Here is a 22,697-nt window from a genome sequence, read left to right as displayed (position 1 = left end):
ACGGTGGGTCAGTCAGCACACCGGTAGCTGATCCACCGCCATCGGGAGCAAGCCCCCTCCCACAGTTTTTTGCGTTGTGTCTGAACCTTGCCTCAAGTGCTCTCAAGCAAGTTATGCAACTGCACAAACTGCTGCGTCAGCTTGTGCCGTGGGTCCAGGTGAATCAGCGGCTTGCTCTCCTGGTGCGACTCGCGCATGCGCACCGAGCTGGCCAGGTACACGGGCAACACCGGCAACCCTTCGGCAATCAACTCGTCCAGCATCTGCTGCGGCAGGCTCGCCCGGGCCTGGAACTGGTTGACCACGATGCCTTCCACTTCGAGGCTTTCATTGTGGTCCTCCTTCAATTCTTCGATTTCCGCCAGCAGGCCGTAGAGGGCCTGGCGCGAAAAGCTGTCGCAGTCGAAGGGGATCAACACACGGTCGGCAGCGATCAGCGCCGAGACCGCATAGAAGTTCAGGGCCGGCGGCGTGTCGAGGTAAATGCGGTCGTAATCTTCGCTCAGTTCGTCCAGCAACTTTCGCAGTTTGTTGATCTTGTGCTTGGCTTCGAGCTTGGGTTGCAGGTCGGCCAGCTCCGGCGTTGCGGTAATCACATGCAGGTTGTCGAACGGCGTTTCGTAGATATCTACCTTGTTCTTCTTGGAAAACGGTCCGGAAGACAGGGTTTGCTTGAAAAAATCGGCGATTCCCATGGGGATATCGTTGCCGGTCAGCCCGGTGAGGTACTGGGTGGAGTTGGCTTGTGCATCGAGGTCCACCAACAGGGTTCGATAGCCTTCGCTGGCGCTGACCGCCGCCAGGTTGCAGGCGATGCTGGACTTGCCGACCCCGCCTTTTTGATTGAACACCACACGCCGCATGGGGAAACCTCCGGGTATCAATGAATGCCCGAGTGTAGAGGGCAAAAGCGCCTGTTAGCTACCTCGCTGATCAATGCAGTGCAAGCCGGCTCCATACGAGCAAATAAGAAAGGTCCGACGATCCCATTGAGTCGGCGGTCAAGCACAATCCGTAACCCTTCCCAGGCAAAATTCAATCAACCGTGAACAATTATTTACCAATGTTTGCTAGAACCCCGCAGCACCGGGATAATGCGCGCCATTCGGCCCTGCGCTGTCCCGGAAAACCGGGGCATCGGTGGCACATGGAAGCCCGCAGGGGCGGGATAACTTCTCAGTGATCAATTTCAGCATCGCCCAATGGCGCGCCTGGGCTCCCGGCCTCGACAGCGCGGACGACTGGCACGCCTGGTGCCGGGCCCCGGTGTTGCTGCCCGCCAGCGAAGCCTCCCCTGACGTGTCATTTTTACCGGCCATGCAGCGTCGGCGCCTCAGCCGCCTGGCGCGCATGGCGTTCAGCGTGGGTTGGCCGCTGGCAGAGGGCCTGCAGGACCTGCCGCTGGTGTTCATTTCCCGGCATGGCGAAACCCCGCGCACCCTCGACATCCTCAGCGACCTGGCCAATGACGAACCCCTGTCACCCACCCAGTTCAGCCTGTCGGTGCACAACGCGGTGGTAGGGCTGTGGTCGATCCTGCGCAATGAGACAAGCGAAATGACCGCCCTCGCCGCCGCCGGCGACGGTCTCGAACACGGTGTACTCGAAGCCGCCGCACTGCTCAACGAAGGCGCGCCGGCGGTGTTGCTGGTGATCACCGAAGAACAGCCGCCCGCCGCCTACGCCGGCTGGATCCACGACGTACCGTTCCCCTATGCCCTCGGCCTGCTGCTGACCCCGGGCGACGAGTGGCAGCTGGAACTCACCGACAGCACTGTCCAACCCTCGACCGCCGCCCAGTGGCCCCACGCGCTGAACCTGCTGCGCACCCTGCTCACCGAACAGGGGGCCTGCCAACATGCCTGGAAGAACCGAGTATGGAATTGGCAACGCAAGCTGTGACCGACAAACCCCGGGACGCCTACTACTGGCGCCTGTTCGCCACCGCCGCGAGCTTTTTTCTGTTCGGCCTGGGCGGCCTGTGCCTACGCCTGCTGGTGTTTCCGCTGCTCAGTTGCCTGCCCGGCGGAGCGACGAAGCATCAGCGCCGCGCCCGCCACACCATCAGCCGGCTGTTCTGGTTCTTCATTCGCCTGATGCAGCGCGTCGGGGTGCTGACCTACAGCGTCGAAGGCGCAGAAAAACTCGGGCGCCCCGGCCAGATGATCGTCGCCAACCACCCGTCGCTGATCGATGTGGTGTTCCTGATTGGCCTGATGCGCCAGACCAACTGCGTGATCAAACGCAGCCTGTTTCAAAATCCGTTCACCCGCGGCCCGGTGCGCGATGCCGGCTACCTGAGCAACGACGGCAGCGCCGACATGCTCGATGCCGCCGCCGACGCCCTGCGCGCCGGCCAGACCCTGATCATCTTTCCCGAAGGCACCCGCACCACGCCGGGCGCGCCACCGGCCTTTCATCGCGGCGCCGCCGCCATCGCGCTGCGTGGCGCATCGGTCATCACGCCCGTGGTGATCAAGGTCAGCCCCACCACCCTGACCAAGGCCGAACCCTGGTATCGCATTCCCAAACGTCGATTTCACTTCAGTTTGCGCGTGGGTGCCGATATAGAACCACAGGCGTTCGCCTCACTGGGGCCCGCGCCCCAGGCCTCGCGCAAGCTCAACGATTACCTGCACCACTATTTCATTAAGGAGCTCGCCGAAGATGAGCGACCAACAACGCCTTGAGCGCGACATAAAGATGCTGATCATCGAGGCCCTGGGCCTGGAAGACATCAGCGTCGACGACATTGGCAGCGAACAGACCCTGTTCGGCGAAGGCCTGGGCCTGGATTCGGTCGACGCCCTGGAACTGGGCCTGGCGATCCAGAAAAAGTACGGCATCAAGATCGATGCGGACGCCAAGGACACCCGTAACCACTTCACCAATGTGGCCTGCCTTGCGGCGTTCGTCACAGCCAGACAGGCAGCTTGAGACCGGACCATGCAAACTCGTGACGATATTTTCAACACCCTGCGCGATGCCCTGGTGGAGCTGTTTGAACTGCCGCCGGAGCGCGTCACCCTCGACGCCAACCTGTATCAGGACCTGGAAATCGACAGCATTGATGCCGTGGACCTGATCGACCATATCAAGCGCCAGACCGGCAAGAAGATCGCCGCCGAGGAATTCAAGGCGGTGCGCACCGTCAACGACGTGGTTGAGGCGGTGTACCGCCTGGTCCAACCCGCCGCATGAGCCGGTTGATCGGCCTTGGCCTGTTGCTGGCGGGGCTGCTGTACCCGTTTGCGGTGTACTACGGCACCGAGCACTTTGCCCCGTGGCAGTTCGGCCTGCTGCTGGGCAGCCTGTGGCTGTTGCGCGCCGTTACCGGTGCGCGACGCCCCGGCAGCCGCTGGATGGCAGTAGCGGTGATCCTGTTCTGTGTGTTGCTGGCGTGGTTCGACAATCCGTACCTGCTGCGCTGGTACCCAAGCCTGGTCAGCGCGTTCATGCTGGCGCTGTTCGGCCTGAGCCTCAAATACGGCCCGCCGATGGTCGAGCGCATTGCGCGCATCACCGAGCCTGTGCTGGCGCCCAAAGTGGTTGCGTACACGCGCCAGGTCACCGTGGTGTGGAGCGTGTTTTTTCTGTGTAATGGCTTGCTCGCCGCTGCGCTCACCCTGTGGGCGCCGCTGAGCTGGTGGACGTTGTACAACGGCCTCATCGCCTACGGGCTGATGGGACTGTTGTTTGCCGTGGAATGGCTGATACGACAAAGGGTTCGAGGCCGCGTATGAAAGGTTTGAAACTTGAGCACCTGCTGCTTGAGCCACTGGAGCAGCGCCTGGTCACCACCGAGCCTGCGATGCACCATGCCCAACTGCGGGCGCACGCCTTGAGCCTGGCGGCAGGCCTGCAGGCGCGCGGTATCCGCCGCCTGGCGGTGCACCTGGAAGACGCCGGCGTGCTGGCGATTGCCCTGCTGGGCGCCTGGCGCGCCGGCGTGAGCGTGCTGCTGCCCGCCGACCTGCAACCGCACACGCGCCAACGCTGGGACGCATCCGTTGATGCCTGGCTGACCCAGGCTTCGGACCTCGACGCGTTGTACCAGGCACCCCTGCCCGGCGGCGCCCTCGACCTGGACGCCTGCCAACTGAGCCTGTGCACGTCCGGCTCCAGCGGTGAACCCAAGCGCATCGACAAGACCCTGCGCCAGTTGGCCAACGAAGTCGACGCGCTGGAAGCCCTGTGGGGCGCCGACCTCAAGGACGCCTGCATCATCGGCAGCGTTGCCACTCAACATATTTACGGCTTGCTGTTCCGCGTGCTGTGGCCGCTGTGCGCCGGGCGCAGCTTTGGTCGCACCCAACTGGCGTTTTCCGAAGACCTGCAGCGCGCCAGCCGCGAACATCCCCGGTTCGCCTGGGTCGCCAGCCCCGCGCTGCTCAAGCGCATGGGCGACAACCTCGACTGGCCGGCGCTGAGCCAAGTGTCGCGGGTGTTTTCCTCCGGCGGCGCATTGCCCGTCGAGGCCGCCGGCAGCCTGTACGATCGCCTGGGGCAATGGCCGACGGAAATCCTCGGCAGTTCGGAAACCGGCGGTATCGCCTGGCGCCAGGGCGCACAACCCTGGCAGCCCTTTGCAGGCGTTGAGCTGAGCCAGGATGCCGACGGCGCGCTGCGTATCGCCTCGCCTTATTTGCCTGCCGGGCATATCGAACACACCGCCGACGCCGCACGCATCCATGCCGATGGCCGTTTCGAACTGCTGGGGCGACTGGACCGCATCGTCAAGCTGGAAGAAAAACGCATCTCCCTGCCGATGCTCGAACAGGCCCTGATGGCTCACCCCTGGGTCAGCGAAAACCGCTTGGGCGTGGTCCAGGAAAACCGTGCTTCCCTGGGCGCCCTGGTGGTACTGAGCGCCGAAGGCCTGCATGCCCTGCGCAATCAGGGCCGACGCGCGGTGACTCAAACCCTGCGCCAGCATTTAAGCCTGCATTGCGAAGCCCTCGCCTTGCCACGCCGTTGGCGCCTGCTGCGTCAGCTGCCGCTCAACAGCCAGGGCAAGCTGCCCCAGGCCGACATAGACGCGCTGTTACTGGCGCCCCGGCCCAAAGCGCCCGACGTACTGGAACAGGTCGACGCCGACGGCGAATGGACCCTGCAACTGAGCATCCCGCCGGACCTCGCCTATTTCAGCGGTCACTTCCCGGTCACACCGGTGTTGCCGGGCGTGGTGCAGGTAGAGTGGGCATTCAACCTGAGCCAACAACTGATGGACGTGCCGACCCGGTTTGCCGGCATGGAAGTGCTCAAGTTCCAGCAACTGGTGCGCCCTGGCGATTCCATCGAACTGCACCTGCGCTTTGACGCGCAACGCAGCAAGCTGTATTTCGCCTATCGCAATGCCGACACCGCCTGCTCCAGCGGCAGGATCCAGCTGGAGATGGCGAATGATTAACCTGTCGCAGCTGTTATGGCTAAAGGGCTTGTTGTGGCTAATGGGCTTGTTGTGGCGAGCGGGCTTGCCCCGCGTTGGGCTGCGCAGCAGCCCCAAAACAGGCGACGGAGCTCTGCCTGATACACCTCGGCAGCCTTATGGGGGCTGCTACGCAGCCCAACGCGGGGCAAGCCCGCTCGCCACAGGGCATTTGCCCGCACGGTGGGAGCCCCATGCATAACCCCTGCGCCCTGATCCCCGTCTATAACCATGAAGCCGCCGTGCCCGCCGTGGTGCGCAGCCTGCTCGCCAGCGGCCTGCCCTGCCTGCTGGTGGACGACGGCAGCAGCCCGGCCTGCGCGGCGGTGCTGGTGCAATTGGCGACCCTGGAACACGTCACCCTGATCACCCTGCCCCACAACCTCGGCAAGGGCGGCGCCGTCATGGCCGGCTTCCGCGAGGCCGCACGCCTGGGCTACAGCCATGCGCTGCAAGTCGACGCCGACGGCCAGCATGATCTGCGTGAAGTCGAAACCTTTATCGACACCTCGCGCCGGCACCCCGACGCAATCATCTGCGGCTACCCCGAATACGACGACAGCGTGCCCAAGGGCCGCCTCTACGCGCGCTACCTCACCCACGTATGGGTATGGATCAACACCCTCTCGCTGCAGATCCGCGATTCGATGTGCGGTTTTCGCGTGTACCCGCTGGCACCGGTGCTGGCGCTGATGGACTCGGCCTACATCGGCACGCGCATGGATTTCGATTCGGACATCCTCGTACGCCTGGCCTGGCGCAACCAGCCGATGCGCTGGCTGCCGACCCAGGTGCATTACCCCGCCGACGGCCTGTCGCACTTTCGCCTGTTCCACGACAACCTGCGCATCAGCGCCATGCACACCCGGCTGTTTTTCGGCATGCTGGTGCGCGCGCCGATGATCTTGTGGCGACGGTGGCAGGCATGACCGACAACACCAAACACTGGGCCGACCGCGAAGAACGCGGCAGCTTCTGGCTGATGAAATTCACCGCCGTCGCCGCCCGGGTGCTCGGCCGACGCCTGCTGAGCCCATTGCTGTACAGCATCGTGTTCTACTTTTTTCTGTTCGGCCGCACCGCGCGCCAGAGCGCCTGGCAATACCAGCAGCGCCTGGCGCAGTGGAGCGGGCGCGATGAGCTGCGCCCCACCCGGCGCAAGGTATTCGGCCAGTTCATGGCCTTCGCCGACTCCCTGCTCGACAAGCTCGACGTGTGGAACGGCAAACTGCGTCTGGAACAGATCGAAATCAACGACCCGGCGCAACTGCGCGGGCAATTGCGCGGCGAGCGCGGGCAGATGCTGGTGGGCGCACACCTGGGCAACCTCGAGGTGTGCCGCGCGCTGGCGGAGATCGGCGAACAGGTGACCATGAACGTGCTGGTGCACACCAAGCACGCCGAGCGCTTCAACCGCCTGCTGGGCGAGGCCGGTGCCACCCACCTGCGCCTGATCCAGGTCAGCGAGCTGGACCCGGCCACCATGCTGCTGCTCAGCCAGCGCCTGGACGATGGCGAATGGCTGGCGATTGCCGGCGACCGTGTACCGCTGCATGGCGGGCGCACGGTGCGCGTGGACTTTCTCGGGCATGCCGCCGCGTTCCCCCAAGGCCCGTGGCTGCTGGCCGGCCTGCTCCAATGCCGGGTCAACCTGCTGATGTGCCTCAAGCACCAGGGCCGCTACCGCCTGACCATCGAGCCCTTCGCGCAACTGATCGAATGGAAGCGCAGCACCCGCGAACAGGTAATCGCCCTGTGGACCGCGCGTTACGCCGCACGCCTGGGCGAGTTCTGCCTGCAGGCGCCCCAACAATGGTTCAACTTTTACCCCTTCTGGAAGACCCATGATCCCGCATCCTGAGCCGGTCACCTTTGGCGAACGCCCCCTGCGCATCGAAGACGTGCTGGCCCTGGCCAACCGTCAGGTGCACACGCAGTTGCAGGAAGACGCAGCCTATCGCCAGCGCATTGCCAAGGGCGCGCAGTTCCTCGACTCGCTGCTGGACAAGGAAGGCGTGATCTACGGCGTGACCACCGGCTACGGCGACTCCTGCGTGGTGGCGGTGCCGTTGCAGCACGTCGAAGCGCTGCCGCGTCACCTGTACACCTTCCACGGTTGCGGCCTGGGCAAGCTGCTCGACGCCCAGGCCACGCGCGCGGTGCTGGCGGCCAGGTTGCAATCGTTGTGTCACGGCGTGTCCGGGGTACGCGTGGAGTTGCTCGAGCGCCTGCATGCCTTCCTCGAACACGATGTGCTGCCGCTGATCCCCGAGGAAGGCTCGGTGGGCGCCAGCGGTGACCTGACGCCGCTGTCCTACGTGGCGGCCACCTTGTCCGGTGAGCGCGACGTGCTGTTCCACGGCGAACGGCGCCCGGCCGCCGACGTGCACCGCGAGCTGGGTTGGGCGCCACTGGTGTTGCGTCCCAAGGAAGCCCTGGCCTTGATGAACGGCACTGCGGTGATGACCGGCCTCGCCTGCCTGGCCTTCGCCCGCGCCGATTACCTGCTGCAACTGGCCACGCGCATCACCGCACTCAATGTGGTGGCCCTGCAAGGCAACCCGGAACACTTCGACGAACGCCTGTTCGCCGCCAAGCCACACCCGGGGCAGATGCAGGTCGCCGCGTGGCTGCGCAAGGATTTGGCGATCGACGCGCCCACCGCGCCGCTGCACCGCCTGCAGGACCGCTACTCGCTGCGCTGCGCGCCCCATGTTCTCGGCGTATTGGCCGACAGCCTGAACTGGCTGCGCTCATTCATCGAGATTGAGCTGAACAGCGCCAACGACAACCCGATCATCGACGCCGAGCAGGAACGCGTGCTGCACGGCGGGCACTTCTACGGCGGGCATATCGCCTTCGCCATGGACAGCCTCAAGACCCTGGTGGCCAACGTCGCCGACCTGCTCGACCGGCAGCTCGCGTTGCTGGTGGACGTGCGTTACAACCACGGCCTGCCGAGCAACCTGTCCGGCGCACCGGCCGACCGCGCGATGATCAACCACGGCTTCAAGGCCGTGCAGATCGGCACCAGTGCCTGGACCGCCGAAGCCCTGAAAAACACCATGCCGGCCAGCGTGTTCTCGCGTTCCACCGAGTGCCATAACCAGGACAAGGTGAGCATGGGCACCATCGCCGCCCGCGATGCGATCCGCGTGCTGGAGCTGACCGAACAAGTGGCCGCCGCCGCCCTGCTGGCCGCCAATCAAGGGGTGTGGCTGCGCGCCCGGGCCGAGGCTGCGCGCCCGCTGCCACCGGCCCTGGCCGCCATGCACGTCGAGCTGGGCAAAGACTTTCCGCCCGTGATCGAAGACCGTGCCCTGGAAGGCGAATTGCGCCTGTGCCTGCAACGCATCGCCGCGCAGCACTGGAGGCTGCATGCGTAGCCCCGGCGTGTTGCACTGCAACACTGAAATCCTCGTGCCGTTTTTCGACGTCGACACTATGCATGTGGTGTGGCACGGCCATTACGTCAAATACCTGGAAGTCGCACGCTGCGCCTTGCTCGACAGGATCGGCCACAACTACAGCGCCATGCGCGAGGCGGGCTACGCCTGGCCGGTGATCGACATGCAATTGCGCTACGTGCGCGGCGCGGTGTTCGGCCAGACGATCAACGTACGCGCCAGCCTGGTGGAGTGGGAGAACCGCTTGAAGATCAACTACCTGATCACCGACCTCGCCAGCGGCGAGCGCCTGACCCGCGCCAGCACCGTGCAGGTGGCGGTGGAAATCGCCAGCCGCGAGATGCAACTGGCCTCCCCCACAATCTTCACCGACGCCGTCGAGAGGGCCTTGAAATGAGATGTCCTGTGGGAGCGGGCCTGCCCGCGAAAATCGCCAACGTTAATGCGATCCGCCATGCACTGCGCAGCGTCCTCCGGTTTTTCGTGGGCAAGCCCGCTCCCACATTGATCGGGCTGTTGCTGAGTTTCAGCGCCCATGCTTTCGACCTGCAACAACTCAGCGATCAACTGGCCAAACCCTCCGTGATCCACGGCAGCTTCACCCAGGAAAAACACCTGCGCGCCCTGCCCCAGCCCCTGGTCAGCAAGGGCACCTTCGTGCTTGCCAAGGACCACGGCCTGCTCTGGTTGCTGAAAACCCCGTTGCAACAGGACTACCGCATCAGCGCCCAGGGCATCGCCCGGCGTGAAGGCAATGGCTGGCAATGGCTGCCGAACAAGAGTGCCGGAGCTGAGCAGAACCGTCTGTTTCTCGCCGTGCTGCAGGGCGACAGCAGCGGCTTGCAGCGTGATTTCGAGCTGCATCTGCAAGGTGAGTCCACGCAGTGGAAGCTGACCCTGACTCCGCGTTCGCTGCTGCTCAAGCAGGTGTTCAACCAAATCAATATCGACGGCGGCGCGCTGGTGCACACCATCGAACTGCAGGAGACCCAGGGCGACAGCACCGTGCTGCGCATGCAGGACAGCACCGCGAGCCTGCCCCTGACCGACGCGGAGCAACATGACTTTGCCCAGTGAGCGCCTGCTGCCGCGCCTGTTCCTGATCCTGCTGGTGGCCGTGCTGGCGCTGGCCGGCTGGCAATGGCGCCAGGGTGCGCCGCTGTCGGCCAACCTGATGGAGCTGGTGCCGGGCAGTGCGCCGGATGCGCTGGAACAGCAAGCCGAACAACGCATGCAGGAGCCGCTCAACCGCGAGATGCTGGTGCTGGTGGGGCATGCCGACCGCCAGCAGGCGGTGGCCGTGGCGCAACAGCTGGGCGCGCGCTGGCAGGCCAGCGGGCTGTTTGAAACGGTGCAGTGGAACCTGCAGGCCGACCTGCTGGCACTGCGCGAGCAACTGCTGCGCGGGCGACTGGCGATGCTCGCGGCCAAGGACCGCGAGCAACTCATCGAGCATCCCGAGGCGTTTATCCAGCAGCGCGTGCAATCGCTGTTCGACCCCTTCACCGGCTTCAGCCTGGTGCCGAGCCAGGATGACTGGCTGGGCCTCACCGGGCGCATTCAGAACAGCCAGCCACAGCATGGCTCGGTGCAACTGGATATCGGCAGCGGCGCGCTGATCGCCGATGCCGACGGCAAAAGCTGGGTGCTGCTGCGCGCGCGCACCACCGGCAATGCCTTCGATATGCACCTGCCGCTGCAAGTGGCGGACCTGCTCCAGGCCAGCCGCGCAGAGGCCGCCGAACACGGCGCGCAACTGCTCGCGGCCAGCGGCCTGCTCTACGCGGCCAATGGGCAGCAGCAAGCCACGCGGGAAATTACCTGGGTCGGCGGCGGCGCGACCGTCGGCATTCTGCTGTTGCTGCTTCTGGCCTTCCGCCGCTGGCGCGTATTGCTCGCCTTCGTGCCGGTGGTCACAGGCATGCTGTTCGGTGCGGTGGCCTGTGTGGCGCTGTTCGGCCATGTGCATGTGATGACCCTGGTGCTGGGCTCCAGCCTGATCGGCGTGGCGGTGGATTACCCGCTGCATTACCTGTCCAAAAGCTGGAGCCTGAAGCCGTGGCAAAGCTGGCCGGCGTTGCGCCTGACCTTGCCGGGGCTGAGCCTGAGCCTGGCGACCAGTTGCATCGGTTATCTGGCGCTGGCCTGGACACCGTTTCCGGCACTGACGCAGATTGCCGTGTTTTCCGCCGCTGGGCTGGTGGGCGCTTACCTGTGCGCCGTGTGCCTGCTGCCGGCGCTGCTCAAGGGCATTGAATTGCGCCCGGCGCAGTGGCCGCTGCGGATTGCCGAGGGCCTGTGGCGGCTGCGCGAATCGTTGCTACAGCGCGTACCGAGCCCGCTGTTGCTGGCGCTGGTGCTGCTGTTCTGCGCTGGCGGTGTATGGCACCTGAACAGCAAAAACGACATTCGCCAGTGGATCGGCGCACCGCCCCACTTGCTGCAGGAAGCCCAGGCCGTGGCGCGGATTACCGGCTTTCAGCCCACCAGCCAGTTCTTCCTGGTGCGCGCAGACAACCAGCAACAGTTGCTGGAGCGTCAGGCCGCGCTGGGCCAGCGCCTGGAGCAACTGGTGAATATGGACAAGCTGCAGGGTTACCTGGCGCTCAACCAACTGGTCAGCTTGCCGGCCGAGCAACAGCAACTGCGCGATGCGCTGGGCAACCTGGCGCAACACTGGCAGCCGCTGGTGGACCTCGGTGTGCCGGCCAGCGCCCTGCAAGCCGAAGTGGCGCAGTTGCAGGCGCTGCCCACCGAAGATATCGACGCCGCCCTCAAAGGTCCGCTGGCCGAACCCTGGCGCACGCTGTGGCTGGGCCCGGTCAACGGCGGCGTGGCAGCAATGGTCAGCCTGCAGGGCCTGAACAACCCGGCGCTGCTGCGGGTGCAGGCCGTGGACTTGCCTGGTGTGCAACTGGTGGATCGCCTGGGCGACCTGAACCGCGTGTTCGCCGCCACACAGATCAGCGCCGCCGAACTCAAGTTACTGTCGTGTGTGCTGATCGTGTTGCTGCTGATGGTGCCGTTCGGCTTCGGCGGGGCCTTGCGCATCGTCGCCCTGCCGTTGCTGGCCGCGCTGTGCAGCCTGGCCAGCCTGGGCTGGCTGGGCCAGCCGCTGACCCTGTTCAGCCTGTTCGGCCTGCTGCTGGTCACGGCCATCAGCGTCGACTATGCGATCCTGATGCGCGAGCAGATCGGCGGCCCGGCGGTCAGCCTGCTGGGCACGTTGCTGGCGGCGTTGACGACCTGGCTGTCGTTCGGTCTGCTGGCGGTATCGAGTACGCCAGCGGTGAGTAATTTCGGCCTGTCGGTCAGCCTCGGCCTGGCATTCAGCTTTATGCTGGCGCCCTGGGCCGGGCCGCGCAAACCCGCCCTATGAATGTGATTATCGCCCATGCGGCAAGGAGCCTCAGTGCCCACAGTTGAAATGGAACGTCGCCAGGTGGTGGTGATCGGTGCCGGTCCGTCCGGTGCCATCGCCGCCGCGTTGCTCAAGCGCAAGGGCCATGACGTCGTGATCATCGAGCGCGAGCATTTCCCGCGCTTCTCGATTGGCGAAAGCCTGCTGTCGCACTGCATCGATTTTATCGAAGAAGCGGGCATGCTCGAGGCGGTGCAGGCAGCCGGCTTCCAGGTGAAGACCGGCGCCGCGTTCGCCTGGGGCGAGCGCTACAGCGCGTTCGATTTTGGCGACACGTTCAGCAACGGCAAGCCGACCACCTACCAGGTGCAGCGCGGCGAGTTCGACAAGCTGCTGGCCGATCAGGCGGCGCTGCAGGGCGTAGACATTCGCTATGGCCAAACCATCGTCGGCGCGGATTTCAGCGGCGAATGCCGTTACCTGCATGTGCGCCGGCAAAACGGCAGCGAGTATCACCTCAAGGCCAGATTCGTGCTCGACGCCAGCGGTTACGGCCGCGTGCTGTCGCGCCTGCTCGACCTGGAGGCGCCGTCGAATTTCCCGCTGCGCCGGGCGGTGTTCACCCATGTTGAAGATCGCATCGAACACCCAGGTTTCGACCGTAGCAAAATCCTCATTACCACCCACCCTGTAAAGCGCGACATCTGGTTCTGGACCATCCCGTTCAGCAACGGCCGCTGTTCGGTGGGCGTGGTGGCGGCGCAGACGCATTTCGACGGCCGCGACAGCGACCTCGATGCCTGCCTGCGCGGTTTTATCGCTGAAACCCCAAGCCTGTCCGGCGTGCTGCAAAACGCGGTGTGGGATACCCCGGCGCGCAGCATCGGCGGCTACTCGGCCAACGTCAAAACCCTGCACGGCCCCGGTTTTGCATTGCTGGGCAATGCGGCGGAATTTCTCGACCCGGTGTTTTCGTCCGGCGTGACCATCGCCATGCGTTCGGCGAGCATGGCCGCCGGCGTGCTGCATCGTCAGCTCACGGGCGAACCCGTCGACTGGCAAACCGAATTCGCCGAACCGCTCAAGCGCGGCGTCGACACCTTTCGCTGCTACGTGGAGGGCTGGTACGCCGGGACCTTCCAGGATGTCATTTTCCACCCGGGCAGTTCGCCGGAGATTCGCCGCATGATCAGCGCGATCCTCGCCGGTTATGCCTGGGACGAGCGCAACCCGTTTGTCAGCGAGCCCAAGCGACGCTTGCGGATGTTGTCGGAAATTTGTGCGAGTGATCCGGTATGAGCAGCCAATACCTGAGTAAACATTACGTCGAAGAAACCCGCTTCGGCCTTTGGTTTCTGCGCAGCCGCACCTGGCAACACTATGTGTTGCGCGTGGCCATCGACGACCTGCGCAGTCTGTTCACCGAGCCTGTGCCGCACGCCCCGGTGTTGCTGGACGCCGGCTGCGGCCAGGGCAAATCCTTTGCGTACCTGCAACAGGTGTTCGCCCCGGAACGGCTGATCGGCCTGGATGCCGACCCCCACAGCCTCGACCAGAGCCAGGCCGAAGCGGCGCGCCAGGGCCTGGCCATCGAGCTGATCGGCAGCGACTGCGCCACCCTGCAAGTGCCGGACGACAGTGTCGATATTCTGTTCTGCCACCAGACGTTCCACCATCTGGTGGAGCAGCATCGCGCCCTTGCAGAGTTCTATCGCGTGCTCAAGCCCGGCGGCTACCTGCTGTTTGCCGAGTCCACCGAAGCCTATATCGACACCTGGGTGATTCGCTGGCTGTTCCGCCACCCCATGCAAGTGCAGAAAAGCGCCGAGGCGTACCTGGCGATGATCCGCGAGCAGGGCTTTGAATTTGGCCCGCAGAACGTTTCCTACCCCTATCTGTGGTGGAGCCGTGCCACGGATTTCGGCCTGCTGGAGCGTCTGGGCCTGCGCAAGGCGCCGCCGGTGGGCCAGCGTGAAGAAACCCTGGTCAATTGCGTGGCGCGCAAGCCGCTGGCGAGCAGTGCACCATGATGCGCCTGCTGCTGATCGGCTGTCTGTTGCTGCTGAGCGCGTGCGCCAGCCAGGCGCCGTTGCCGGAAAAAATCCCGGTCCTGAATTTGCCGCTGCAATTGCATGTGCAGCGCATGGAAGGCAATCAGCGCCAGGACTGGCTGCTGGTGATTCAGCGCGAGGGCGCCGCCATTCGCTGGTCGATGATGGACCCGCTGGGCATTCCCCAGGCGCGGCAAAAGTTGCTCGATGGCGCGTGGCAGGCCGACGGCTTGCTGCCGCCCAATCCGCAGGCACGCGAGCTGTTCGCCGCCCTGCTGTTTGCGCTGGCCTCGGCGGACGACCTGCGCGCCCTGTACCCGGGCGCCCAGGCCAGGGACCTGACGCGCACCCTGCCAGGGCATTGGCAAATCGTTTATCAGTCCTCCGAGGTGTTCAGCGTGAACATGACGGGCCAGCCGCTGAGCTATCGCATCACGCCGCTTGGGGTTGAGCGATGACCGCCTATCTCAATGCCCTGGGCGTGATCTGTGCCCTCGGCCGTGGGCAGGCCGAGGTCGCGCGCAGCCTGTTTGCCGGCGACTGCGCCGGCATGCGCGCCGAGAGCGGCTGGGTGCCGGAGCGTGTACTGCCGGTGGGCGCCGTGCACGGTGAACTGGCGCCGATCCCGCTGCAACTGGGCCAGCAAAGCAGCCGTAACAATCAGCTGCTGCTGGAGGCTGCACTGCAAATAGAGAACGAGATGCGCCAGGCGATCCAGACCTATGGCGCTTCGCGGGTGGGGGTTGTGCTGGGCACCAGCACCTCGGGCATCGACGAAGCCAGCCGTGGTATTGCCCAGTACCTGCGCGAACGGCAGTTCCCCGGCAATTACGACTACCAGCAACAGGAACTCAGCGCGCCGGCCAACTTTCTCGCCGACTGGCTGCACCTGAGCGGCCCCGCCTATGTGATTTCCACCGCGTGCACCTCGAGTGCCCGGGCGCTGATGAGCGCCCGGCGCCTGCTCGAACTGGGCGTGTGCGATGCGGTGATCTGCGGTGGCGTCGACAGCCTGTGCAAGCTGACCCTCAATGGCTTTACCTCGCTGGAAGCGGTGTCGGGCGAGCGCTGCAATCCGTTTTCGGTGAACCGCAACGGCATCAATATCGGCGAAGCGGCGGTGCTGTTCCTGATGACGCGCGAGCGAGGGCCCATTGCCCTGCTGGGCAGCGGCGCGAGCAGCGACGCGCACCATATTTCCGCGCCGGAACCCACCGGCAAAGGCGCGTTGCAAGCCATGCGCAAGGCCTTGAGCAGTGCCGCATTGAACCCCGAACAGATCGGCTACCTGAACCTGCACGGTACCGCCACCCAGCATAACGATGCCATGGAAAGCCTGGCCGTCGCTCAGCTGTTCCCGCACGGCGTGGCGTGTTCGTCGACCAAGCCCATGAGCGGTCACACCCTCGGTGCAGCCGGTGCATTGGAGGCGGCGTTCTGCTGGCTGAGCCTGGCTCACGGTGTGGTGCCGCCGCACGTGTGGGACGGCCAGGCCGACCCGGCACTGCCCGCGTTGCAGTGGGCACGCGGCGGTGACGCCCTGCAACACCCCCGCCTGATGAGCAACTCGTTTGCCTTCGGCGGCAACAATGTCAGCCTGATTATCGGAGAGGCCCCATGATTGATTGGCCACTCGCCGAACTGCTGCCCCACGCGGGCGACATGATCCTGATCGACCAGGTGCTGTCGTTCGATGAAGAGCAGATTCATACCTGTCTCACCGTAAAGCCCGGCGGCCTGTTCAACCGCGCGGACGGCAGCCTGCCGGCGTGGGTAGGCATCGAACTGATGGCGCAGAGCGTCGCCGCCTATGCCGGTTGCCGCGCACGCAAGAACGGCGAAGCGGTGGAACTGGGCTTCCTGCTCGGCACACGCAAGTTCGAGTGCAACGTGGATGGCTTCCCGGCCGGCGCCGAGCTGACCATCCACGGCCGGCGCTCGCTGGAAGACGACAACGGCATGGGCGTGTTCGAATGCCACCTGACCGGCGGCGGCATCCAGGCCAGCGCGCGCCTGAACGTATTTCGACCGCCCCAGGCGGCCAATTATTTAGCTGAATCGAAGGACGCAACGTCATGACTCAATCCGTACTGGTCACCGGCTCCAGCCGAGGCATCGGCCGCGCCATCGCCCTGCGCCTGGCCCAGGCCGGGCATGACATCGTGCTGCACTGCCGCAGCGGGCGCGCCGAAGCCGATGCGGTGCAGGTCGAGATCCAGGCGTTGGGACGCAGTGCCCGCGTGCTGCAATTCGACGTCGCCGACCGCGCCGCGTGCCGCGAAATACTCGAAGCCGACGTAGAGCAACACGGCGCCTATTACGGCGTGGTGCTCAACGCCGGACTGACCCGCGACGGTGCGTTCCCGGCCCTCTCGGAAGACGATTGGGACGTGGTGCTGCGCACCAACCTCGACGGTTTCTACAACGTGCTGCACCCGGTGATGATGCCAATGATTCGGCGCCGCGCGCCCGGGCGTATCGTCTGCATCACTTCCGTTTCAGGACTGATCGGCAACCGTGGGCAGGTCAATTACAGCGCGTCCAAGGCCGGGCTGATCGGTGCGGCCAAGGCGCTGGCCATCGAGCTGGGCAAGCGCAAGATCACCGTCAACTGCGTCGCCCCCGGTTTGATCGACACCGCCATGCTCGATGAAAACGTGCCGGTGGAAGAACTGATGAAGATGATCCCGGCGCAGCGCATGGGCACCCCGGAGGAAGTCGCCGGCGCCGTGAACTTTCTGATGTCGGCCGAAGCCGGCTACATCACGCGCCAGGTATTGGCCGTGAACGGAGGCCTGTGCTGATGAAGCGCGTCGTTGTCACCGGCATGGCTGGCATGACCTCCCTGGGTTGCGACTGGGAGACCATCGCGGCCAACTTTCGCGCCAACCGCAGCGGCATCCGGCGCATGGATGAGTGGGACCGTTTTATAGAGCTGAACACGCGCCTGGCCGGGCCGATCGATGATTTCGTAGTGCCCGCGCACTGGACGCGCAAGCAATTGCGCAGCATGGGCCGCGTCTCGCGCCTGGCGGTGTGGGCGGCGGAGCAGGCGCTGCAGGACGCCGGGCTGCTGGGCGATCCCTCCATCAAGGACGGGCGCATGGGCGTGGCCTGCGGCTCGTCCACCGGCAGCACCGATGAGATCAAGGCGTTCGGCAATATGCTGCTGAACTCGGTGGCCGAGGGGCTCAACGCCAACTCCTACGTGCGCATGATGCCGCACACCACGGCGGCGAATATCAGCATCTTCTTTGGCCTCACCGGGCGGCTGATCCCGACCTCCAGCGCCTGCACCAGCGGCAGCCAGGGCATCGGGTATGCCTACGAGGCAATCAAGTTCGGCCGCCTGCCGTTGATGCTCGCCGGCGGCGCCGAAGAGCTGTGCCCCACCGAGGCCATGGTGTTCGACGCCCTCTACGCCACCAGCTTGAAGAATGACGCCCCACAGACCAGCCCACGCCCCTACGACAGCGGCCGTGACGGCCTGGTGATCGGCGAAGGCGGCGGCATGCTGGTGCTGGAGGAGCTGGAACACGCCCTGGCGCGCGGTGCGCATATCCATGCCGAACTGGTCGGCTTCGGCAGCAATGCCGACGGTCAGCACACCACCCGCCCGGAACAGAAAACCATGCGCCGCGCCATGGAACTGGCCCTGGAAGACGCAGGGCTCGCGCCGTCCGCCATCGGCTACGTGAATGGTCACGGCACCGCCACCGACCAGGGCGACATCGCCGAAACCCTGGCCACCAGCAGCCTGTTCGGCAGCCGCATGCCCATCAGCTCACAGAAGAGTTTCCTCGGCCATACCCTGGGCGCGTGCGGCGCGCTGGAATCATGGTTCAGCATCGAGATGATGAACCGCGACCAGTACGTGCACACCTTCAACCTGGACACCGTCGACCCGCAATGCGGCGAGCTGGATTACCTGCAAGGAGGCTTTCGCGAGATGCACCACGACTACGTGATGAACAACAACTTTGCCTTCGGCGGGGTGAACACCTCGCTGATCTTTCGGCGCTGGTGCTAGCCGTCAAAAAACACGATTTTCAGAGTCAATGAGATCCAAATGTGGGAGGGGGCTTGCTCCCGATAGCGGTATGTCAGTCATGCAGCTGTCGACTGTCACTCCGCCATCGGGAGCAAGCCCCCTCCCACATGGGTTATTGCGTTGTCCTGAGGGTGAGCAACGCCACAAACGCCTTCGCCATCGGCGACTGCACACCCTTGCGTTGCACCAGCCATACCGCTGACACCGCGGCAGGGTCCAGCAAGGTGCGATACACCACCCCATCGATGCGGATGCGCTGGTACGACGCTGGCAATACCGACACCCCCAGCCCCGCCGCCACCAGGCCGATGATGGTCATCGCTTCGCCAGCCTCCTGCGCAAAGCGCGGGCTGAAGCCGGCGTCGCGGGCCAGGTCGAGCAGTTGGGCGTACAGGCCGCTGCCGTAGCTGCGCGGGAAAAACACGAACGGTTCCTCGGCCAGTTGCGCCAGGTGCAAGCCGTGCTCACTGCCTGCCGTCAACGGATGGCCGGTGTTCAACACGGCCACGAGCGGCTCACGCATCAGCTCGACGGCACTCAGGGAATCGGGCAACGGCAACGGCCGCATCAAACCGACCTGGATCGATTCGTTCACCAAGGCCTCGGCCACCTGGGTACTGCTCATTTCCCGCAGCGTCAGGTGAACGGCCGGGAACGCCTGGCGAAAGCCATAGATCGCCTGGGGAATGCTGGCGTTGATCGGCGCCGAGGAGGTAAAGCCGATCTTCAGCTCACCCAGCTCCCCCATGTGCGCACGCCGCGCTACATCCGCCGCCTTGTCAACCTGCGCCAGCACCAGGCGCGCCTCGTGCAGGAACAAGCGCCCCGCTTCGCTCAGCTCAACGCGCCGGTTGGTACGCTCAAATAAACGCGCGCCCACTTGCTGTTCCAGCGCCTGAATCTGCTGGCTCAGCGGCGGTTGCGAGATGCCCAGTACCTGCGCGGCGCGACCGAAGTGCAGTTCCTCGGCGACGGCAATGAAGTAGCGCAAATGACGTAATTCCATCCCTTCACCATTAAGTCGCAGAAGCTATCAAACAGGTCGAACAATATATTGGAAAGAATCATTAGCCAGCTATATTCTTTTTTGCATTGCCGGCCATGGCAGTCTTGCCCTCCGAGGTCCCCGTGAAATCTGCTGTCGCTCCGTTCGCCCAGGAAGTCCCGACCACCGCTTTGGATGAGGTGGCCGCCGAACTCACTGAGGCGTTCATCGAAAAAGGCACGCCGATGTTCATGCGCACGGTGCTGGCGCTGTTCTGTGGTGGCTTCGCCACGTTTGCCTTGTTGTATTGCGTGCAGCCGATGATGCCGGCGTTGTCCCATGAATTCGCCATCAATGCCGCGCAGAGCAGCCTGATCCTGTCGGTGTCCACGGGAATGCTCGCGTTCGGCCTGCTGATCACCGGGCCGATATCCGACCGGCTGGGGCGCAAACCGGTGATGGTGGCGGCGTTGTTTTGCGCGGCCCTGGCGACGTTTGCCAGCGGCCTGATGCCGAGCTGGGAGGGCATCCTGCTGATGCGTGCGCTGGTGGGCCTGTCCCTCAGCGGCCTGGCCGCCGTGGCGATGACTTACCTCAGTGAAGAGATTCACCCGCAGCACATCGGCCTGGCGATGGGCCTGTACATTGCCGGCAACGCGATTGGCGGCATGAGCGGGCGTCTGATCATCGGCGTATTGATCGACTTCGTCAGTTGGCACACCGCGATGCTGATCATCGGTGCCCTGGCACTGATCGCGGCAACCGTGTTCTGGAGGATCCTCCCCGAATCGCGCAACTTTCGCGCCAGCAGCCTCAAGCCGCGCAGCCTGATGAACGGCTTTGTCATGCACTTCAGGGACGCCGGCCTGCCGTGGCTGTTCCTTGAGGCCTTTCTGCTGATGGGCGCCTTCGTGACGCTGTTCAACTACATCGGCTACCGGCTGCTGGCCGATCCCTACGACTTGAGCCAGGCGGTGGTCGGTCTGCTGTCACTGGTGTACCTCTCGGGCATCTACAGCTCGGCGAAAATCGGCTCCCTGGCCGACCGCCTCGGCCGCCGCCGCGTGCTGTGGGCCACTATCGTATTGATGCTGGCCGGCTTCGTCCTGACCCTGTTCAGCCCGCTGTGGCTGATCGTGCCCGGCATGCTGATCTTCACCTTCGGCTTCTTCGCTGCCCACTCGGTCGCCAGCAGCTGGATCGGCCGGCGCGCCGTCAAGGCCAAGGGGCAGGCCTCGTCGCTGTATCTGTTCAGCTATTACGCGGGATCGAGCATTGCCGGGACGGCAGGTGGGTTCTTCTGGCACCTGGGCGGCTGGAACGGAATTGGCGGGTTTATCGTGGCGTTGTTGATCGGTGCGCTGCTGGTGGCGCTGAGGCTGGCGAAGCTGGCGCCGCTGCGCCGTGCAAAAAGCGCGTAACACCCGAGCCTCTGGCGGTTCTGACGGGCCAAGGTACACTGGCGGCATTCGTCAGTCTTGGTAAAGGAAAGCCAGAATGCGCCTGGACCAGCTTCATATTCAGAATTTTCGTTGCTACGAAGATGCCACTTTTGACTTTCAGCCGGGGTTTAACCTGGTGGTGGGGGTTAATGGGAGTGGGAAGACTTCGTTGTTGCAGGCGATAGCCGCTTCATTTTTCGAATTTGGCGAGCATGTAGGTGCAAAACAACCGTGCCTGCAGGCCAAAGACATTCGGTTTGTGATCGACAGCATTAACGGACGCACGAGACTCGAACGCATTGATCCTGTCCGAGTGACGGCAAAAGGTCATATTTTTAACGCGACGGAATGGAAGTTGGTCCACGCGGGAGAAACAGAACCCTGCCTTGTCGAATCCGAGATTGATCAGCAAATTCAAACCGTCAAAAACTGCATTAACACAGCTATAAGAGTGGACCTGCCGGTCCTGGCGTTTTATCGGGCAAATCGGCATTGGAAAAGTGCCGACGTGTCCGCCGAGTTTGCCGCGCAACAGCGCCCTTCTCGTTTCGATGGTTATAACAATTGGTTCGATGCCGTCGCCAAACTCAAAGACTTCGAGAGCTGGCTGATTGGTCGAACGCTGGAACGCATGCAAGACCTGTTGGAAGCGAAATCCACGCCATCGCAGTATGACGACGAACTTGCATCGGTTAACCAAGCCATACAGTTCGCGATTCCAGGCGCACATAGCCTGCGTTATGACATAAGGCTGCAAAGCCTGTTGATCAGTCTTGATGGCGATAAAACCATCCCTTTCTACGAACTCAGTGATGGCCAGCGTGGCATGGTCGCGCTCTTTGCTGATATCGCTCGACGCATGTGCATCTTGAACCCGCACCTGGGTCAGGACGTTCTGAAAAACACCCCGGGTATTATCATTGTCGATGAGCTGGATATTCACCTGCATCCCGCTTGGCAGCGCAGTGTTGTTCCCGCACTGAAGACAGCATTTCCCAAGGTGCAATTCATCGCAGCCAGCCATTCCCCACAGATAATCGGCAGTTTGCAACCCGCTGAGGTCATCCTGCTCAATGATCGTGAATCTTCACATCCACGCGTTACCTATGGCCTCGACTCCAGTCGCGTACTCGAAGAAGTCATGGGCGTCTCCGAACGCGAGCCAGAAATAGAAAACCTGTTGAGCGAACTGTTCAGCACCATCGAAGATAACGATTTCCAAAAAGCCAAAACTCAACTTCAAGCACTCAGAGAAAAAGCGCCTGACCTTCCAGAGTTCCTGAGAGCCGAGGCACTTCTGCGGCGCAAGGAGATTATCGGCCGATGAAGCGAGTAATCAAAGGAGCTGAACCCGCGTCATTTACACAGTGGAAGGCATTGGAAAACGAGGAATGGGTACCGACTTATCGCGAGCTTCGGCACCCACAAAAAGGCGAACTGCATATCAGCCTGCTCCATGAACAGGGTTATGCGTGTTGCTATTGCGGCGACAAAATCACGCAGGACTCCAGCCATGTGGAGCACTTTCGACCTCAGAAACACTACAAACACCTTGATCTGGAATACTCAAACCTTCACGCATCCTGCCAGGGCGAGACAGAAACGCCCACGCCTGCCCACTGCGGTCACAGCAAAGGGAGCGACTTCTGCGAGCAATCCCATATATCGCCTTTGGCTGATGACTGCGAGCGTCGGTTTCGATTCACTCTCCTCGGTGAAATCGAAAGTAGTGACGATGATGTCACTGCCGATACCATGATCAAGCTCCTCGCGCTTGATATTGAGTTCCTGAACAGTCGCCGCAAGGAAAAACTCGAAGGTATTTTCGATAACGATTTTCTGGCGGACTTCACCCAGGAAGAGTTGGAAAAAATCGTGCAACGCTCCCGTCACCCCATCAGCGGTCAGCACGAAGCGTTTGATCATGTGGTTGCGCGCTACGCCGAACAACTTCTCGGACAATGATTACTTG

At 63.5% G+C, this 22,697-nt stretch carries 24 protein-coding genes; 22 read left to right on the top strand and 2 right to left on the bottom strand.

Annotated elements, in window-relative coordinates:
* Positions 1 to 92: 92 nt before the first annotated feature.
* On the bottom strand, positions 93 to 863 hold the full coding sequence (locus LUB09_RS08615; RefSeq protein WP_003237260.1) for a ParA family protein: 771 nt from the start codon (positions 861 to 863) through the stop codon (positions 93 to 95).
* Between the two features lie 316 nt (positions 864 to 1,179).
* On the opposite strand from LUB09_RS08615, the gene LUB09_RS08610 reads away from it, so the two are divergent.
* From LUB09_RS08610 to LUB09_RS08520, 19 genes are all read left to right on the top strand, one after another.
* Positions 1,180 to 1,902, top strand: a complete 723-nt coding sequence (locus LUB09_RS08610; RefSeq protein ID WP_231422346.1) for a beta-ketoacyl synthase chain length factor — start codon at positions 1,180 to 1,182, stop codon at positions 1,900 to 1,902.
* Positions 1,878 to 2,690, top strand: coding sequence for a lysophospholipid acyltransferase family protein (locus LUB09_RS08605; protein WP_231422345.1), 813 nt, complete (start codon positions 1,878 to 1,880; stop codon positions 2,688 to 2,690). The genes LUB09_RS08610 and LUB09_RS08605 overlap by 25 nt, the downstream gene beginning before the upstream one ends.
* Positions 2,668 to 2,937, top strand: coding sequence for a phosphopantetheine-binding protein (locus LUB09_RS08600; protein WP_057008480.1), 270 nt, complete (start codon positions 2,668 to 2,670; stop codon positions 2,935 to 2,937). The genes LUB09_RS08605 and LUB09_RS08600 overlap by 23 nt, the downstream gene beginning before the upstream one ends.
* A 9-nt stretch (positions 2,938 to 2,946) precedes the next feature.
* Complete coding sequence (locus LUB09_RS08595) at positions 2,947 to 3,201, top strand: acyl carrier protein (protein WP_003187949.1); 255 nt, start codon at positions 2,947 to 2,949, stop codon at positions 3,199 to 3,201.
* On the top strand, positions 3,198 to 3,743 hold the full coding sequence (locus LUB09_RS08590) for a hypothetical protein (protein WP_231422344.1): 546 nt from the start codon (positions 3,198 to 3,200) through the stop codon (positions 3,741 to 3,743). The genes LUB09_RS08595 and LUB09_RS08590 overlap by 4 nt, the downstream gene beginning before the upstream one ends.
* A complete protein-coding gene (locus tag LUB09_RS08585) occupies positions 3,740 to 5,410 on the top strand; it encodes an acyl-CoA synthetase family protein (RefSeq protein WP_231422343.1) in 1,671 nt (556 codons plus the stop codon). The genes LUB09_RS08590 and LUB09_RS08585 overlap by 4 nt, the downstream gene beginning before the upstream one ends.
* A gap of 212 nt (positions 5,411 to 5,622) precedes the next feature.
* A complete protein-coding gene (locus tag LUB09_RS08580) occupies positions 5,623 to 6,357 on the top strand; it encodes a glycosyltransferase family 2 protein (RefSeq protein WP_231422342.1) in 735 nt (244 codons plus the stop codon).
* Positions 6,354 to 7,289, top strand: a complete 936-nt coding sequence (locus tag LUB09_RS08575) for an LpxL/LpxP family acyltransferase (RefSeq protein WP_209987666.1) — start codon at positions 6,354 to 6,356, stop codon at positions 7,287 to 7,289. Before LUB09_RS08580 ends, LUB09_RS08575 begins: the two co-directional genes overlap by 4 nt.
* Positions 7,273 to 8,814, top strand: a complete 1,542-nt coding sequence (locus LUB09_RS08570) for an HAL/PAL/TAL family ammonia-lyase (RefSeq protein ID WP_209987664.1) — start codon at positions 7,273 to 7,275, stop codon at positions 8,812 to 8,814. Before LUB09_RS08575 ends, LUB09_RS08570 begins: the two co-directional genes overlap by 17 nt.
* A complete protein-coding gene (locus tag LUB09_RS08565) occupies positions 8,807 to 9,232 on the top strand; it encodes an acyl-CoA thioesterase (RefSeq protein ID WP_209987661.1) in 426 nt (141 codons plus the stop codon). Before LUB09_RS08570 ends, LUB09_RS08565 begins: the two co-directional genes overlap by 8 nt.
* Positions 9,229 to 9,912 carry an outer membrane lipoprotein carrier protein LolA gene (locus LUB09_RS08560; protein ID WP_231422341.1) on the top strand — a complete coding sequence of 228 codons (684 nt, stop codon included), beginning with the start codon at positions 9,229 to 9,231 and terminating at the stop codon, positions 9,910 to 9,912. Before LUB09_RS08565 ends, LUB09_RS08560 begins: the two co-directional genes overlap by 4 nt.
* On the top strand, positions 9,896 to 12,214 hold the full coding sequence (locus LUB09_RS08555; RefSeq protein ID WP_231422340.1) for an MMPL family transporter: 2,319 nt from the start codon (positions 9,896 to 9,898) through the stop codon (positions 12,212 to 12,214). The genes LUB09_RS08560 and LUB09_RS08555 overlap by 17 nt, the downstream gene beginning before the upstream one ends.
* A gap of 33 nt (positions 12,215 to 12,247) precedes the next feature.
* Positions 12,248 to 13,495 carry an NAD(P)/FAD-dependent oxidoreductase gene (locus tag LUB09_RS08550; RefSeq protein ID WP_209987655.1) on the top strand — a complete coding sequence of 416 codons (1,248 nt, stop codon included), beginning with the start codon at positions 12,248 to 12,250 and terminating at the stop codon, positions 13,493 to 13,495.
* Complete coding sequence (locus LUB09_RS08545; RefSeq protein WP_231422339.1) at positions 13,492 to 14,226, top strand: class I SAM-dependent methyltransferase; 735 nt, start codon at positions 13,492 to 13,494, stop codon at positions 14,224 to 14,226. The genes LUB09_RS08550 and LUB09_RS08545 overlap by 4 nt, the downstream gene beginning before the upstream one ends.
* Positions 14,223 to 14,705 (top strand): hypothetical protein, encoded by a 483-nt coding sequence (locus tag LUB09_RS08540; RefSeq protein ID WP_209987650.1) that lies wholly within the window; start codon positions 14,223 to 14,225, stop codon positions 14,703 to 14,705. The genes LUB09_RS08545 and LUB09_RS08540 overlap by 4 nt, the downstream gene beginning before the upstream one ends.
* Entirely contained in the window at positions 14,702 to 15,868 is a 1,167-nt protein-coding gene (locus LUB09_RS08535; RefSeq protein ID WP_231422338.1) for a beta-ketoacyl-[acyl-carrier-protein] synthase family protein, read from the top strand. The genes LUB09_RS08540 and LUB09_RS08535 overlap by 4 nt, the downstream gene beginning before the upstream one ends.
* Positions 15,865 to 16,326: a hotdog family protein gene (locus LUB09_RS08530; protein WP_231422337.1), complete on the top strand. Its 462-nt coding sequence runs from the start codon at positions 15,865 to 15,867 to the stop codon at positions 16,324 to 16,326. Before LUB09_RS08535 ends, LUB09_RS08530 begins: the two co-directional genes overlap by 4 nt.
* Entirely contained in the window at positions 16,323 to 17,051 is a 729-nt protein-coding gene (locus LUB09_RS08525) for a 3-ketoacyl-ACP reductase FabG2 (RefSeq protein ID WP_209987641.1), read from the top strand. Before LUB09_RS08530 ends, LUB09_RS08525 begins: the two co-directional genes overlap by 4 nt.
* Positions 17,051 to 18,277, top strand: a complete 1,227-nt coding sequence (locus tag LUB09_RS08520) for a beta-ketoacyl-ACP synthase (protein WP_231422336.1) — start codon at positions 17,051 to 17,053, stop codon at positions 18,275 to 18,277. Before LUB09_RS08525 ends, LUB09_RS08520 begins: the two co-directional genes overlap by 1 nt.
* A 133-nt stretch (positions 18,278 to 18,410) precedes the next feature.
* Here the strand turns inward: LUB09_RS08520 and LUB09_RS08515 are convergent, their stop codons facing one another.
* Complete coding sequence (locus LUB09_RS08515) at positions 18,411 to 19,304, bottom strand: LysR family transcriptional regulator (RefSeq protein ID WP_231422335.1); 894 nt, start codon at positions 19,302 to 19,304, stop codon at positions 18,411 to 18,413.
* 122 nt (positions 19,305 to 19,426) lie between these two features.
* Between LUB09_RS08515 and LUB09_RS08510 the strand changes: the two genes are divergently transcribed.
* The 3 genes from LUB09_RS08510 (at position 19,427) to LUB09_RS08500 (ending at position 22,690) form a co-directional block, all read left to right on the top strand.
* Positions 19,427 to 20,704 carry an MFS transporter gene (locus LUB09_RS08510; protein WP_231422334.1) on the top strand — a complete coding sequence of 426 codons (1,278 nt, stop codon included), beginning with the start codon at positions 19,427 to 19,429 and terminating at the stop codon, positions 20,702 to 20,704.
* A 76-nt stretch (positions 20,705 to 20,780) separates the two neighbouring features.
* A complete protein-coding gene (locus LUB09_RS08505; RefSeq protein WP_231422333.1) occupies positions 20,781 to 22,052 on the top strand; it encodes an AAA family ATPase in 1,272 nt (423 codons plus the stop codon).
* Complete coding sequence (locus LUB09_RS08500; RefSeq protein ID WP_231422332.1) at positions 22,049 to 22,690, top strand: retron system putative HNH endonuclease; 642 nt, start codon at positions 22,049 to 22,051, stop codon at positions 22,688 to 22,690. Before LUB09_RS08505 ends, LUB09_RS08500 begins: the two co-directional genes overlap by 4 nt.
* The last annotated feature ends 7 nt before the right edge of the window (positions 22,691 to 22,697 follow it).

Source organism: Pseudomonas sp. Leaf59 (genome assembly GCF_920984685.1).
Classification (GTDB): Bacteria; Pseudomonadota; Gammaproteobacteria; order Pseudomonadales; family Pseudomonadaceae; genus Aquipseudomonas.
Note: the sequence above shows the minus strand (reverse complement) of the source record. Positions and strands in the feature narration are given on the sequence as shown.

Coding starts and splice junctions, on each gene's coding strand:
- LUB09_RS08615 (WP_003237260.1), bottom strand. CDS start 863: ATGCGGCGTGTGGTGTTCAATCAAAAAGGCGGGGTCGGCAAGTCCAGC.
- LUB09_RS08605 (WP_231422345.1), top strand. CDS start 1,878: ATGGAATTGGCAACGCAAGCTGTGACCGACAAACCCCGGGACGCCTAC.
- LUB09_RS08600 (WP_057008480.1), top strand. CDS start 2,668: ATGAGCGACCAACAACGCCTTGAGCGCGACATAAAGATGCTGATCATC.
- LUB09_RS08595 (WP_003187949.1), top strand. CDS start 2,947: ATGCAAACTCGTGACGATATTTTCAACACCCTGCGCGATGCCCTGGTG.
- LUB09_RS08590 (WP_231422344.1), top strand. CDS start 3,198: ATGAGCCGGTTGATCGGCCTTGGCCTGTTGCTGGCGGGGCTGCTGTAC.
- LUB09_RS08585 (WP_231422343.1), top strand. CDS start 3,740: ATGAAAGGTTTGAAACTTGAGCACCTGCTGCTTGAGCCACTGGAGCAG.
- LUB09_RS08580 (WP_231422342.1), top strand. CDS start 5,623: ATGCATAACCCCTGCGCCCTGATCCCCGTCTATAACCATGAAGCCGCC.
- LUB09_RS08575 (WP_209987666.1), top strand. CDS start 6,354: ATGACCGACAACACCAAACACTGGGCCGACCGCGAAGAACGCGGCAGC.
- LUB09_RS08570 (WP_209987664.1), top strand. CDS start 7,273: ATGATCCCGCATCCTGAGCCGGTCACCTTTGGCGAACGCCCCCTGCGC.
- LUB09_RS08565 (WP_209987661.1), top strand. CDS start 8,807: ATGCGTAGCCCCGGCGTGTTGCACTGCAACACTGAAATCCTCGTGCCG.
- LUB09_RS08560 (WP_231422341.1), top strand. CDS start 9,229: ATGAGATGTCCTGTGGGAGCGGGCCTGCCCGCGAAAATCGCCAACGTT.
- LUB09_RS08555 (WP_231422340.1), top strand. CDS start 9,896: ATGACTTTGCCCAGTGAGCGCCTGCTGCCGCGCCTGTTCCTGATCCTG.
- LUB09_RS08545 (WP_231422339.1), top strand. CDS start 13,492: ATGAGCAGCCAATACCTGAGTAAACATTACGTCGAAGAAACCCGCTTC.
- LUB09_RS08540 (WP_209987650.1), top strand. CDS start 14,223: ATGATGCGCCTGCTGCTGATCGGCTGTCTGTTGCTGCTGAGCGCGTGC.
- LUB09_RS08535 (WP_231422338.1), top strand. CDS start 14,702: ATGACCGCCTATCTCAATGCCCTGGGCGTGATCTGTGCCCTCGGCCGT.
- LUB09_RS08530 (WP_231422337.1), top strand. CDS start 15,865: ATGATTGATTGGCCACTCGCCGAACTGCTGCCCCACGCGGGCGACATG.
- LUB09_RS08525 (WP_209987641.1), top strand. CDS start 16,323: ATGACTCAATCCGTACTGGTCACCGGCTCCAGCCGAGGCATCGGCCGC.
- LUB09_RS08520 (WP_231422336.1), top strand. CDS start 17,051: ATGAAGCGCGTCGTTGTCACCGGCATGGCTGGCATGACCTCCCTGGGT.
- LUB09_RS08515 (WP_231422335.1), bottom strand. CDS start 19,304: ATGGAATTACGTCATTTGCGCTACTTCATTGCCGTCGCCGAGGAACTG.
- LUB09_RS08505 (WP_231422333.1), top strand. CDS start 20,781: ATGCGCCTGGACCAGCTTCATATTCAGAATTTTCGTTGCTACGAAGAT.
- LUB09_RS08500 (WP_231422332.1), top strand. CDS start 22,049: ATGAAGCGAGTAATCAAAGGAGCTGAACCCGCGTCATTTACACAGTGG.